Raw genomic sequence first — 13,971 nt, forward strand, 5'->3', positions numbered from 1 at the left:
GCCGAAAGCGTCGCGGCCGACCCAGGGAGGGCGGCCGACAATAGGGAAGGATCGATGAAGGTGAGGAATTCTATCCATCGGCAGTTGGCCAGCGCCAGCCTGGCGGCTGTCGCGACGATGGCGTTGGCGGGCGCCGCACAGGCCCAGACCGCGCCCACGCCCGCAGTGCAGGACGTCGCGCCGCAGGACGAGACGAGCGGAGCCGCAGCACCGCGCGCCGCCGACATCATCGTCACCGGGTCGCGCATCACCACCAGCGGTTTCAATGCGCCCACGCCGACCACCGTGATCGGCGAGGAGCAGATCGCCAACAATGCGCAGCCCAATATCTTCAACACCATCGCCCAGTTGCCTTCGTTGCAGGGTTCGACCGGCGCGGCGACCGGGACATTCAGCACGTCGAGCGGGCAGCAGGGCCTCAGTTCCTTCTCGCTGCGCGGCCTTGGCACCATCCGCACGCTGACCTTGCTCGACGGCCAGCGGGTGGTGGGCGCGAACGTGACCGGCGTGCCGGACATTTCCATGTTCCCGCAATTGCTGGTGAAGCGTGTCGATGTTGTGACCGGCGGCGCGTCGGCCTCCTATGGGTCGGATGCGGTCGGCGGCGTCGTCAACTTCATCACCGATACGCATTTCGAGGGGTTCAAGGGGAACATCCTGGGCAGCATCACCAAATATGGCGATGACGAGACGGCACTGGTCCAAGGCGCCTATGGCACGTCCTTCATGGACGGGCGGCTGCATTTCGTGGTCAGTGGCGAATATGACCATGAAGGCGGCGTCGATGCGGGCGATTTCGGCACCGACCTGGCGGGGAGCCGGGATTGGTATCGGGCGACCACGCTGTTCAACACCGGCCAGACCAACAATGGGTCGCCGCAATTCGTCTATGGCGACTATGCTCAGCCTTACCAATATGCCCGCTACGGCCTCATCAACAACGGCCCGCTTCAGGGCATCGCCTTTGACGCCGACGGCACGCCCTATAATTTCCAATATGGCTCGAACGGCCAGCCGCAAGGCGATGGCCGGGTCAGCAACTGTTTTTCGGGCAACAGCTTCTGCCAAGGCGGAGACCTTTCCGGCGCGCCGGGTTCGGGCGCGTCGCTCAAATCCTCGCTGGAGCGCATCAACGGCTATACGCGTCTGGGCTATGACTTTGCCGACAATAACGAAGCCTATGTCACGGTGAACATCGCGCAGGTGAAGACAAACAATCAGCCGAGCCCAGGCTATGGCCGGTCGAACCTGGAGGTGCAATGTTCCAACCCCTTCCTGCCGCAACTGATTCGCGACCAGTGCGCTACGGCAGGCATCACCAAATTCAACTTCGGTTCCGCCAATGCATCCTTCCCCGACCCGCAAGTCTATACCGATCGCAAGCAATATCGCTTCGTCGGCGGGCTGAAGGGGCAGTTCGGCGTCGCCGGCACGGACTGGAACTACGACGCCTATTATGAACATGGCATCACCATTTCGGACGTACGCGTGCGCGATATCGTGCTCCAGAACCGCTATGTCGCCGCTGCCAATGCGACCACGCTTAACGGCGCGATTGTGTGCGCCGATCCGGTGGCGCGGGCCAATGGTTGTGTCCCGATCAACATCTTCGGCAACTTCACGCCGTCGGCTTCCGCTCTGGCCTATGTCGCGCCGCACGAAAACGGACCGTTCCAGCACACCAAATTGACACAGGACGTGGTCAGCGCCAACTTCTCGGGTGAGCCGGTGGAGTTGTGGGCAGGCCCGCTGGCAGTCGCGTTCGGCGGTGAATATCGGCGCGAATTTTATCGGGTAAATGCCGACCCCTATGGCGCGGGCGTGTCCGATCGCAGTCCCAACAGCGCGGACTATCCGGCCGATCCTCTGCTCAATCCGCAGCTGGGCAGCAACTGGGCGGCCGGCAACTACAAGAATGGCAGCGGCAAATATGAGGTTTATGAAGGCTTTCTGGAGATCAACCTGCCGCTGTTCGACAGCGAAGGGGCCGGTCGCGCCAATCTGAACGCCGCCGGGCGCGGGACGCATTACAGCACGTCGGGGACGGTCTGGTCATGGAAGGTCGGTGGCACCTGGGACACGCCGCTGGACGGCATCCGCCTGCGCGCGGTGACGTCGCGCGATGTGCGCGCGCCCAACCTGTCGGAACTGTTCGCGGCGCCGACGGTGACGACATTGCCGAACTTCAATGATCCGTTCCGTGACGTAGCGGTATCGGCGTTCCAGAACACCGTCGGCAACCCCAATCTGAAGCCGGAAATCGCGCGCAACACCGAATTGGGCATCGTGCTGGCGCGACCATCCTGGGCGCCGGGCCTGAGCCTGTCGTTCGACTATTACAACATCAAGCTGAAGGGCGTCGTGTCCAGCCTGTCGGCGCAACAGATCGTGCAATTCTGCTCTGAAGGCAATCAGGCCTTCTGCGGTGGCTTCAGCCTCGACAATGCCAACCAACAGCAGAATTTCATCAACGTCCAGCCGTTCAACCTGGCGTCATGGGAAACGAGCGGTTTCGACATCGAGGCGAGCTACCAGTGGCAGCAACCGCTGGGCCTGCCGGGCAGCTTCACCGTCCGGGCGCTGGGCACTCATATCCGCAAGTTCATCGTCAGTGCCGGTATCGACGGTGTCGATCCGGTGGATCAGGCGGGCGCCAATAATGGCGCGACGCCCGATTGGAAATGGCTGGCGGTGCAGACCTATGACAGCGGGCGGTTAAGTCTGACGGTGCAGGAACGCTGGTTCAGCGACGGCACATTCGGAAATCAATATGTGGTGTGCCAATCATCTTGCCCGGCCTCCAACGGCAACCACCCGACCATCGATTACAACAAGATGAAGGGCGCCTTCTACGTTGACGTCGGCGCGTCGTTCAAGATCATGGACCAGCTGTCGATCTACGGAAAGGTCGACAATCTGTTCGACAAGGACCCGGTGGCGTCGCCGCAAACCAATACCGGCCTCGACATCAACCCGGCGCTGTATGACACGCTGGGGCGCATTTACCGCGCGGGTGTCCGCTTCAACTTCTAGCTCAAAAGATCCTTCCCCCCCAACTTGTCCCGGTCCTGCACGGCCGGGACATATTTTTTTCGGAGCGACCATGATGAAATGCGGATTGAGCGGCGCCTGCGCGTCGGTGCTGTTGTCCCTGGCGGGCTGGCAACCGGCGCTGGCGTCGCCGTCCGTCTATATGGTCGCGCCCAACGAGCCGCGCGCGGTGACGGTCAGGGGCGTGGGCGATGGCCGCGCCGATGACGGCGCCGCGATCCAGCAGGCGATCGACAAGGCCGCAGAGGCCGGCGGCGGAGGCATCGTGTTCCTGCCCGCAGGCACCTATCGCATCAGCCGCACCCTGTTCCTGTGGCCGGGCGTGCGCATCTTCGGCATCGGCGCGCAGCGGCCGGTCATCCTGCTGGGCGCCAATACGCCGGGGTTCCAGCGCGGCGTCGCTCATATGCTGATGTTCACCGGCAGCCAGCGCCAGACTGACAAGGGGACGCCGCCAGCGGCCTTTCCGCCGGCCGGGAGTGTGCCGTTCAACAAGGACATCGCCGACGCCAATCCTGGCACCTTCTATTCCGCGCTCGGCAATATCGATTTCCGCATCATGGACGGCAACCCGGCCGCGACCGCGATCCGCTTCCATTCGGCGCAGCATAGTTTCGTCAGCCATGTCGATTTCCACATCGGGTCGGGGCTGGCGGGCCTCTATCACGTCGCCAACGAGGCGGAGGATCTGCACTTTCATGGCGGGCGCTACGGCATATTGGCGGAAAAGACATCGCCGGCTTGGCCGTTCGCGTTGGTCGACGCGACGTTCGACGGGCAGCGGGACGCCGCCATCCGCGAGCATGAGGCGGGGCTGACGCTGGTCAATGTCGCAATCCGCGACACGCCGGTCGGAATCGAGATCGACCGGGGCTATGGCGACTGGCTGTGGGGCCAGGATGTGCGGTTCGAAAATGTGTCGAAAGCGGGCGTCATCATCTCCAACGAGAAGAATGTCTACACGCAGGTCGGCTTCCAGAATGTGGTGGGGGCCAACACCCCCATTTTCGCGCGCTTTCGCGAGAGCGGTAGGACGGTGGCGGGCATGGGCGCGGCTTATAAGGTGACAAGCTTCACCCATGGGCTGACGCTGCCGGGCGTCGGAAAAATGGGCGAATACAAGACCGATATGCAGGCGCAGGCAGTGGGCGCGCTACCCGCGCCCGGCGCGCCCGCGATCCGCGCGCTGCCGCCGGTGGCCGAGTGGGTGAGCGTGCGGACTTTGGGCGCGAAGGGCGACAACGAGACAGACGACACCGCCGCGCTGCAAAAGGCGATAGACACGCATCGCGTCGTGTATCTGCCCGTCGGTTTCTACAAGGTCAGCGACACGCTGCGCCTGCGCGCCGATACCGTGCTGGTGGGGCTGCACCCCGGACTGACGCAGATCGTCCTCCCCGACGGCTCGGCCGGTTTTCAGGGCGTGGGCGCGCCCAAGGCGCTGATCGAAAGCGCGCAGGGCGGCGACGCCATCGTGTCGGGGATCAGCCTGGACACCAATGGCGCCAATCTGCGCGCGACCGCTTTGCTGTGGAAGGCGGGCGCGCAATCGATGGTCAACGACGTCAAGTTTCAGGGCGGGCACGGCACGCAGGCGTTCGACGGCAGCCGCGTCAATCCCTACAACAACAACGCCACCGGCGATCCCGACGCGGCGCGGCGATGGGACGGACAATATGCCAGCCTGTGGGTGACGCAGGGCGGCGGTGGCACCTTCGCCAATATCTGGAGCCCCAGCACCTTCGCCCATCCCGGCATCCTGATTTCCGACACGCAGACGCCAGGCCGCATCATCCAGGCGTCGGTCGAGCATCATGTGCGGACCGAAATCGGCCTCAATCGCGTCGCCAACTGGGAATTGCTGGCGCCGCAGACCGAGGGCGAGGGGGGCGAGAGCGGCGACGCGGTGGCGCTGGAAATCCGGGATTCGCGCAATATTCTGGTCGCCAATTTCCATGGCTATCGCGTCACCCGGACGCGCAAGGCGGCGTCCGCGGCGGTGACCCTCTATAATTCGCAGGACATCCGGTTCCGCAATGTCCATGTCAATGGCGAGAGCGGGCTGGGCACCTGCGACGAAAATGGCTGCGCGACATTCCTGCGGGTGACGAAATTCCCCTATGAGAATGCGATCCGGGATGTCACCCACGGGCTGGACGTGCGCGAGCGTGAATTTGCCGTGCTGGACATCGACGCCACGCCCGCGCCGGTCAGGCCCGCGACCTTTGGCGGGGCGGTCGGCAAGTTGGCCGACGGGTTCCATTCCATCGGCGGCGGCGCGGTGGATGAAGCCGGGCGGCTCTATTTCATCGACCGGCAGTTCCAGCGCATCTGGCGCTGGTCGGACGCGGGCAAGCTGGAGATCGTGCGCGACGCGGCGCTCGACCCGGTGAACCTGACGATCGACCGGTCGGGCAATGTGATGGTGCTGTCGTCGCAGGGGCGCAATGGCACAGTATACAGCTTCAAGCCGGGCGCGCCCGACAGTGAGATGACGGTCATCCCCGCGACGCCAACCGCGCCGCATCCGGGCGCGGCCGTGGTGTTGCCGGTCAATTGGTGGAATAACGGCGAGTTCAGGGACCAGATCGACCCCAAGACCTACGCCTTCACCACGCTGGAGGCGATGTTCGCGCGCGACATGGCCAAGCCCAAGGCAAGCGAATATGTTTCCCCCGATGGATCGGTTGTGCTGCCCGCCGCGCGCGTATTCGCGCAGGGGCCGGCGGACCACCGCGGGCGGCGCTTTTCCGACGCGCTCGACACCTATGGCTTTGTGCAGGCGCGGGCGGGCGGGCGATTATTCCTGACCAACGGGTCGGAGAACCGCACCTATAGCGGCACAGTGGGCGCAGGGGGCGCGGTGACGGAGCTCAAGCCCTTCGCCGATCGCGGCGGCGAGGGCGTGGCGACGGATGCCAAGGGGCGCGTCTATGTCGCCAACGGGCAGGTGTTCGTCTATGCGGCCGACGGGAAAGAGATCGGGCGGATCGACGTGCCCGAACGGCCGCTGCAACTGCTGTTCGGCGGGGCGGACGGGAAGACATTGTTCATTCTGGCGCATCATGCACTCTATTCGGTGCGGCCGGAATAGGGAGGCTTTTAGCCCTCTCCTTGAGGGAGAGGGCTGCGCACCCTCATTCAACTGCGCCAAACCGCTGCGCGGCAAGGCTGCGTATCCTTCTCCCTCAAGGTGGGACATATCACGCAGGCGTTAGGATCGCCATGTCGTAGACCAGCACCTTGCGCCAGAGCGGTTCGCAGGATGCGACGAAGGCGCGGTGGATGGGGTGGTCCTGATAGGCTTTCTGGTCGGCGATATTGTCGAAATAGATGAGTTCCGACACGTCGTAGCTATTGTCGATGACGTCGCGCTGTTCGGTGGGGGCGGGCAGGCCGACATGGAGCTGGCGCACCATCGGGATGGCGGCGAGCGTGCGCAGCCCGGCGACCAGCCGGTCGCGATCGGCCGGCGATCCGGCCTGCTTCAGCCAGAAGAAGACATGGTGGACCAGCATAGGCTGGCCCTGTGGGGTCGCGGCATGGCCGGACGACAGGGTTGCCGCGCCCACGCCTGCGGCCATCATCGCCGCCAATTCCCGCCTGCTCGTTTTCATCCTGCGATCTCCCCTATGTAGTCAATCATGCACGCTTGCGATCGACTGGCGCTCGATAATGTCGTGGCTGAAAATCTCGTCGCTGACCCATGCGCCGCCGGTGCGGTCACCCAGCGCGGCGATGAGGCATTGGGTAGCGCGAAAGGCCATGTCCTCGACCGGCTGGCGCACTACGGTCAGTGGCGGCCAGATGCGCGAGGCGAGGATGGTGTCGTCGAAACCGGTGACGCTGAGTTCGGCGGGCAGACGCAGCCCCTGATGGCTGGCCTGCGCGATGACGCCGGCGGCAAGGTCGTCACTGCTACAGATGATGGCGGTGGGGCGATCCGGCAGTGCCAGCAATGCCTGTCCGGCGGCCATGCCGGCTGCATAGTCGAACGCGCCATGCTGCACGATCAGGTTGGGATATTCGGCGATGCCCTGTTGGCTGAGGGCGGCGCGAAAGCCGTCCAGCCGCGCCGCGACCACGCTATAAGGGTCCGGCCCCGCGACATAGGCGATGCGGCGATGGCCGCTGGCGATGACGCGGTCCGTAAGGGCGTGCATCGCCGCGCGATTGTCGATCCTGACGGTCGTGATGTCCGGCATGGCCGTGCCGGTCGCGATCGCGGCCAGCGGAACAGCCAAGGCAGCGAGTTCCGCCGATCCGCTGAGCTGCTCGGCAAAGGGCGGGATGAGCAGGAGCGCGTCCGCGCCGCTTTGCACCAGATCGCGGGCGATCCGTTCCGCTTCGTCCCTGGTCACGCCCTCGCCATCGCGCAGGATGAGTTGCAACCCGTGGGCATTGGTCGCCCGCAACGTGCCGACCAGTACCGCATCGAGGAAAGGCGTGCGCCGGTTGCTGTAGAGCAGGCCCACGGTCGTCGCCCGCGCCTTCGCCAGGCGCCGCGCCGCCAGATTGGGCACATAACCCAATTCGGCTATCGCCGCCCGCACCGTGGCGATGGTGGCGGCGCTCGCGCGGCCGGCACCGTTGAGCACGTTCGATACAGTCATTGCGGATACGCCCGCCCGTTCCGCCACCGCGCGGATCGTCACGCCATTTCGTCTTCGTCGCGTCATCAACTTCATGCCCCCGGCCTCCTGATAGCGCGTTTCCGGCGGCGGCATAGGGGGCGAACGGGTCAGGCCGCGCCAGCCTTCAGCGACTTGACGGCATGATCGACCGCGCGCGTGGTCAGCGCCATGAAGGTGAGCGAGGGATTGACGCAGGAAATGGAGGCCATCTGCGCGCCGTCGGTGACGAACAAATTGGTCGCGTCATGCGCCTGGCTCCATTTGTTGAGCACCGATGCGCGCGGGTCGTCGCCCATGCGCGCGCCGCCCATTTCATGGATGGCGTCGCCGGGCACATGTTCGCGCACCTTGCTCCCGACATTTTTGAGGCCGGCGCCGCGCAGCATTTTTTCCCCCTGTTCGCGGGCGTCGGCCATCATGCGCAGTTCATTGTCGCGGAAGGTCACATTGAAGCGCATCAGCGGGATACCGAAACGGTCGGTCTTGTCGGGGCTGAGCACGACCTGATTATCCTTATAGGGCAGGCATTCGCCGAACGCGCCCATCTGGAACTGCCAGCCGCCATAGCGGCGCATCCCTTCCTTCATCGACTTGCCGAAGCCCACCGGCCAGGCGGGCGCGCGGAATGCGCTGCCCTGATAGCCATAGCCGCGCTTGAAGCCGACATCGTCGGCGCTGTCGATATTGCGGAAACGCGGCACATAGATGCCGCCGGGGCGACGGCCATATTCGATAAATTCCTCCATGCCGGGGATGTCGCCCCCTACGCTCACGCGGAAGATATGATCCATGACATAGCGGCCGAGTGTGCCGCTGGAATCGAAATGGCTGCGGCCGCCACCGGGTTGGCGCGAGTTCATCAGGATTTGCACCGAACCGAGTGTCGACGCGTTGAGGAAGACGAGTTTGGCCTGCACCACCTCCGCCTGGCCGGTCTTGGCGTCGATGAAGCGGACGCCGGTCACTTTTTTGGTGGCGGCATCATATTCCAGGTTGGTGACCATCGCGTCGGACCGCAGGGTCAGTCGTCCGGTCGCGCGCGCGGCGGGCAGGGTGACCGCCTGGGTCGAGAAATAGGCGCCGAAGGAACATCCATTGCCGCACTGGTTGCGGAACTGGCACTTGGTGCGGTTCTGCTCCGGCTTGTCCTCGGTCATGTTGGACAGGCGGGCGTTGATCATCTTGCGGCCGGGAAACGCCGTTTCCAGCCGCTGCTTCATCCATTTTTCCGCGACGTTCATCGGCATGGCGGGCTGGAACTCGCTATCGGGCAGATAGGGCAGGTTCTCCCGCGAACCCGACACGCCGATATATTTTTCGACATAGCTGTACCAGGGCGCCAGATCGTCATAGCCGATCGGCCACACGCCATCGACGCCTTCGCGTTTGTTCGCCTCGAAATCCGCAGGGCTCCAGCGGAAGCTCCAGCGGCCCCAGATCAGCGACTTGCCGCCGACAGCCGCGGGACGAATCCAGTAGAATTTGCTGCCCTCCCCATAATCATAGGGGTTCAGCCGGTCATTATTGTGGAACGCCTGGTTGCTGGGCGAGACATAGCCGTGCTTGGCGATGAAATAGTCGCTCTCCATCAGCCGTTCAGGCATCATGTTGCGGGCCGGCACATCATAAGCGGGCCGGCCATCATAGGTATAATCCTGTTGATGTTCGACCATGTGGCCGCGATCGAGCATCAGCACGCGCAGCCCCTTTTCCGTCAATTCCTTGGCGGCCCAGCCGCCGCTGATGCCCGATCCGATGACGATCGCGTCGAACCTGTCCGTCGAAGCCATGTTGATCCCCTTCCAGGATGCAGGTCAGAAGCGCAGTGCGCGCAGGGTTTGGAAGCTTTTGGTGATGTCGGGAATATAGGGGGCGGGCGCCTGGTCGTTTTCGACATAGAAATGGCGGACGCCGGTGATGTCGTTGAGCTTGAAGATGCCCGCGAAATCCACCGTGCCGCTGCCCACCGCAGCCATGGCGCGGTCGGCGCGCATGTCCTTCACATGGTAGGAATAGATGCGCCCGGCGAGGCTGCGAACCAGTTCTTGCGGATCCTGTCCGGCAAAAATGGCCCAGTAGAGGTCGAGTTCGATCTGCACCAATGCGGGGTCGCAGGCCTTGACCAACCGGTCGAACAGACTGACGTTGTCGGGCCGGATGGTGAATTCGAAATCATGATTATGATAGGCGAAGCCGAGGCCGACGTCCTTCAATTGCGCGGCGAAGCGGTTGAAGTTGGCGAGCGCCGGGGTCCAGGCATCGGCATTGCGATACTTGTCGACCATATAGGGCAGGACGACCGTGTCCGCGCCCAGCGTCTTGGCCATTTTGACGCTGGCGTCGAAATTGTCGAGCAGCGCCTCATAACCGATATGGAGCGACGGGCAGGTCAGGCCTAACCGGTCCATGGTCCGGCGCAGCAGGCCATGGTCCATGGCGTCATACCCGCCGCCGCCATATTCGACCTCGCGATAGCCGACCTTGGCGACCTTTTCGAGCGTCGCGACTGGATCGGCGGTGAACATGTCGCGCACGGTGTAGAGTTGCAGGCCGATGCGCTCGATCCGCGCCGCGCGGGCCGGGGTGGCGAGGAAGGGCTGAACGGCGAGGGCGGTCACGCCGCCCGCAGCCAGCATCATGGTGCGACGGTTCATCATCATGCGGAATAGACCTTGTTGACCTGAGAATAGGGGAAAGCGCCGTCATATTCGCCGGGCACCGGCAGATATTCGCGTTCCTGCGTCATGCCGATTTCCGACGTGTAATAGCCGGCGATGACCATCTGCCGGAAAGCTTCGAAAAATTCCCAGCCGTCCGGTATGTCGTTGTTCATCGCCAAAGTGAGCAGCGCATCCTGCTGCGCAGGCGTGGCGTCGATGGCGGCCAGAGTATAGTCCTGCCGGCTGCGCGCGTCGATTTCCGCGAGGCCGGAAATGATGGGATCGCGGTCCTCTACATCGGCCCAGTCGGCCAGCAGCTTTTCGATATAGGCCGGCACACCAGCCGCGATCGCCCCCGGCGTGTCGGTCGTGGGCAGGATGCGTTCGGAAAGGGCGGTCATCAAGGCGCGCTGCGGCGGGGTGAAGACCTGGATGCCCGGTGCGCCCTGATCGATCACTGGCATGGCAGGCGCGAGGCCGGCGGCACGGGCGAGCGGAGTGAAAAGCTGGGCGCCGAACATGGCGGCCATGCCGGCAAGCGCGTGTCTGCGATCCATCATTGTCCTGTTCCCTTCAGATCCTGTGCGATGGCGTCTTCCGGCAGCGGCCGGACCCAGATGTTGCGGAAGGAGACGGCCGAGTCGTGGTCCTGCAACTGGATCGGCGCGGTGTCGCCATGCGCCTGATATTGGCCGACCGTGCGCCAGACGGTGGTGCCGAGCATCGCCTGATGATTTTGCACCAGCACGCCGTTCAGCAGCGCCGTGACATAAGCGGGGCGCAGGAGGCTGCCGTCGGCGGCGAAGCGGGGGCGTTCGAAGATGATGTCGTAGCTTTGCCACTCGCCCGGCCGACGCGACGGGTTCACAAGCGGCGGCTTCCACGCATAGACCGCGCCCACCGTGCCGTCGGCATAGGTCGCATTGTCATAGCCATCGAGAATCTGAACCTCGTAACGCTGCATGAACCAGATGCCGCTATTGCCCCTGTCCTGCGAGCTTTTCTGCGGCGGGGTGGGGGAGCGGAATTCCAGATGGAGCTGGACGTCCCCGAAAGCCTGTTTCGAGATGAGGTTGTTTTCGCCGCCGCTGCTGGCGCGGGACGGGACGGTCATCGCGCCCCTGTCGAGTGTCCAGGGCGCGCGCTCGCCGCGCCAGGCGTCGAGCGAACTGCCGTCGAACAGGATAATCGCGTCGGAGGGCGCGCCGCCCGGCGTGGCGGCCGGCGTGACGACCGTCGGGGCCGGGCGGTCGGGATCATGGACATGCCATTTGCCGCCGGGCAGCATCGGCGTGTCCGTGAACCCCGGCTTGTCGGCCGCCTGGGCGAGCGTGCCGGCCATGATGCCGACCGTCATGGCCATGACCGCGTGGATGCGCTTCATCCCCTCATTCCCCTTCATATGCCGTCGATCGCGCGATAGGCGGCGACCAGCCGATCCTCGCCCGCGCGTCCTTCCGCCGAATTGCCATGTTCCATGCCGATCACGCCGGCATAGCCGCGCGCGCGCAGCCAGCGGACGATGTTGGCATAGTTGATCTCGCCCGTGCCCGGCTCCTTGCGGCCGGGATTGTCGCCGAACTGGATATAGCCGACCTCCGCCCAGCAGGCGTCGAGCGTCGGGATCAGGTTCCCCGACTGGATCTGCTCATGATAGAGGTCCGCCAATATCTTGACGCCGGGGCTGTTTGCGCCGCGCGCGACGGCATAGCCCTGCGCGACCGACCGCATGAAGACGCCGGGATGATCGGTGCGGGTGTTGAGCGGCTCCATCACCAGCACCAGCCCGTGCGGCGCGACGATGTCGCCGGCGCGGCGCATACAGTCGATGATGCGGCCGGTCTGGATCTCCTGTGGCACGCGGGCGTCCATGAAGCCGGCGACCACGGTCATGTGCGTGGCGTTGAGCCGCTTGGCCACGTCGATCGAGGTGCGGATGTCGGCGAGGAAGGCGTCGCGGTCGGCCGCGTCATTGGCGCCCAAAACCGGCCGGGAGTCCCCCCATTTGGGCATACTGGCGACGAAGACGCCCATGGTCATGCCACGTTGTTCCAGGGCGCGGGCCATGGCGACCTGCTGGTCGATGGGGCGCGCGCGCGCTTCATTGTCCTCCCAGGCGCGAAAGCCCTGGTCGGCGGCATAGGCGATCTGTTCCAGCCGGTCGCCGCGGCTGGCGAAGCTGCCTTCGTGGGGGGCGTAAGCGAGTGAGAAATGCGCTGCATTGGAACCGCGCTTGCCCGCCGTCGCCGCCATGGCCGGAGCGGCCGCCGTGGTAAGCCCGGCCGCGATCATGCTCCGTCTCGATATGTTCATGCCATGCCCTCCGCTACATGTGTCGCGCGCCGGTTCGCGCGCCGGTCGGCCAGCCAGATGAGGCCGAAGACGACCAGCAGCGTGAGCGGCACGAAGGCAAGGCGGGCGAAGGACTGGGACGCGGCGGCATCCTCCACCATGCGCAGCGCTTCGCCGGTGAGGCGGGTGAAGGCTTCCGGCCCGCCCGCAATTTCCACCTTGGCCTCATCGAACATCTCGCCGAGGCGAGGCAGGACGAAGAAGCTGGCCAGCGCGCCGGCCGACCCGACCAGCCCCAGCGCCCAGGCGTCGCCGCGCGGATAGCGTTCCGCCACCGAGGCGAGCATCGTTGGCCACATGGCGCAGACGCCAAGGCCCCAGACGGTGGAGGCGAGGATGGCGGAGACGGGCGATTGCGCCTGCGACAGCAGGAACAGGCCGATCGCGGCAAGCAGGCTCGATACCCAGAGCAGCCCGGGATTGGAGAGGCGCCCGGCTATCCGCCCGGCGAAATGGCGGAAGACGAACATCAGTGCGCTGACATAGACGAGCAGCAATATGCCGCGCATACCGACCCGGTTGCTGAGTGCGACGTCGAGCCATTGGCCCGGCGCCAGTTCGGACGAGGCGGTCAGGAACATCGCGCCGAACCAGATGAAGAAGCTGGGGCGACGGAACACCTCCATCATCATGTCCTTCATGCCCCGGTCGCCGATGCGCTCCGGCGGCGCGGGAAAGCGCGTGGTCGCGGCGATCAGGATGACGCCGATGGCGGGCAGGAACGCCAGCGCCATGATCCCCTGCCACGGCAGCAGCGGCGCCAGGAACACCCCCGCCAGGCCGCCGACGATCAGGCCACCGGGATACCAGGCGTGCAGCACGTTGAGGCGATGGGTCGTATCTTCGGGATAGAGGCGGGCGGTCAGCGGGTTGATCGACGCTTCGGCCAGACCCCAGCCGATGCCGCTGAGCAACATGCCGAGCCATACCAGATGATAGACCGCCATGCCACCGGCCATCGCGCCCGCGCCGATGATAAGGGTGGTGCCGATCAGGAAGGCGACGCCGCAGCCGATCAGGATGTTGCGCATTCCCGCCCTGTCGAGCAAGGCGCTGGCGATCAGCAGCGTGATCGAGAAGCCGAGAAAGGCGGACCCCAGCGCCGCACCGATCAGTTCGCCCGCCTTGATGGGGGCGATCGGGTCGATCCACTGCGCCTTGAGGCTGCTCGCCACGGCGGCCCGCAGTGCGGCGCTCATCGACGCGGTAAACAGCGTCAGGACGCTCAACCAGAATAATCGGTGCCGGTTTATGCCCATCATGCCCGCTCCTCT

The 13,971-nt window shown here is 64.7% G+C and carries 10 protein-coding genes; 2 read left to right on the forward strand and 8 right to left on the reverse strand.

The window, feature by feature from the left end; genetic code table 11:
• The first annotated feature begins 54 nt into the window (after positions 1 to 54).
• Positions 55 to 3,033: a TonB-dependent receptor plug domain-containing protein gene (locus C100_RS27915; RefSeq protein ID WP_031308635.1), complete on the forward strand. Its 2,979-nt coding sequence runs from the start codon at positions 55 to 57 to the stop codon at positions 3,031 to 3,033.
• A 70-nt stretch (positions 3,034 to 3,103) separates the two neighbouring features.
• On the forward strand, positions 3,104 to 6,145 hold the full coding sequence (locus tag C100_RS27920; RefSeq protein WP_024018317.1) for a glycosyl hydrolase family 28-related protein: 3,042 nt from the start codon (positions 3,104 to 3,106) through the stop codon (positions 6,143 to 6,145).
• A gap of 109 nt (positions 6,146 to 6,254) precedes the next feature.
• Here the strand turns inward: C100_RS27920 and C100_RS27925 are convergent, their stop codons facing one another.
• From C100_RS27925 to C100_RS27960, 8 genes are read right to left on the reverse strand one after another with little or no spacing between them, the layout of a single operon-like run.
• Positions 6,255 to 6,668 carry a Dabb family protein gene (locus tag C100_RS27925; RefSeq protein ID WP_024018318.1) on the reverse strand — a complete coding sequence of 138 codons (414 nt, stop codon included), beginning with the start codon at positions 6,666 to 6,668 and terminating at the stop codon, positions 6,255 to 6,257.
• Positions 6,669 to 6,689: 21 nt separating this feature from the next.
• Complete coding sequence (locus tag C100_RS27930) at positions 6,690 to 7,739, reverse strand: LacI family DNA-binding transcriptional regulator (protein ID WP_235219000.1); 1,050 nt, start codon at positions 7,737 to 7,739, stop codon at positions 6,690 to 6,692.
• Between the two features lie 53 nt (positions 7,740 to 7,792).
• Positions 7,793 to 9,475: a GMC oxidoreductase gene (locus C100_RS27935; protein WP_024018320.1), complete on the reverse strand. Its 1,683-nt coding sequence runs from the start codon at positions 9,473 to 9,475 to the stop codon at positions 7,793 to 7,795.
• Positions 9,476 to 9,499: 24 nt separating this feature from the next.
• Positions 9,500 to 10,345, reverse strand: a complete 846-nt coding sequence (locus C100_RS27940; RefSeq protein WP_024018321.1) for a sugar phosphate isomerase/epimerase family protein — start codon at positions 10,343 to 10,345, stop codon at positions 9,500 to 9,502.
• Positions 10,342 to 10,905, reverse strand: a complete 564-nt coding sequence (locus C100_RS27945) for a gluconate 2-dehydrogenase subunit 3 family protein (RefSeq protein WP_024018322.1) — start codon at positions 10,903 to 10,905, stop codon at positions 10,342 to 10,344. Before C100_RS27945 ends, C100_RS27940 begins: the two co-directional genes overlap by 4 nt.
• Positions 10,902 to 11,729 (reverse strand): 3-keto-disaccharide hydrolase, encoded by an 828-nt coding sequence (locus C100_RS27950; protein ID WP_031308641.1) that lies wholly within the window; start codon positions 11,727 to 11,729, stop codon positions 10,902 to 10,904. Before C100_RS27950 ends, C100_RS27945 begins: the two co-directional genes overlap by 4 nt.
• 14 nt (positions 11,730 to 11,743) lie before the next feature.
• Complete coding sequence (locus C100_RS27955) at positions 11,744 to 12,658, reverse strand: hydroxypyruvate isomerase family protein (RefSeq protein ID WP_024018324.1); 915 nt, start codon at positions 12,656 to 12,658, stop codon at positions 11,744 to 11,746.
• Positions 12,655 to 13,959 carry an MFS transporter gene (locus C100_RS27960; RefSeq protein WP_031308642.1) on the reverse strand — a complete coding sequence of 435 codons (1,305 nt, stop codon included), beginning with the start codon at positions 13,957 to 13,959 and terminating at the stop codon, positions 12,655 to 12,657. The genes C100_RS27955 and C100_RS27960 overlap by 4 nt, the downstream gene beginning before the upstream one ends.
• Between the last annotated feature and the right edge of the window lie 12 nt (positions 13,960 to 13,971).

Origin of the sequence: Sphingobium sp. C100 (assembly GCF_000508185.1) — a bacterium.
GTDB lineage: Bacteria > Pseudomonadota > Alphaproteobacteria > Sphingomonadales > Sphingomonadaceae > Sphingobium.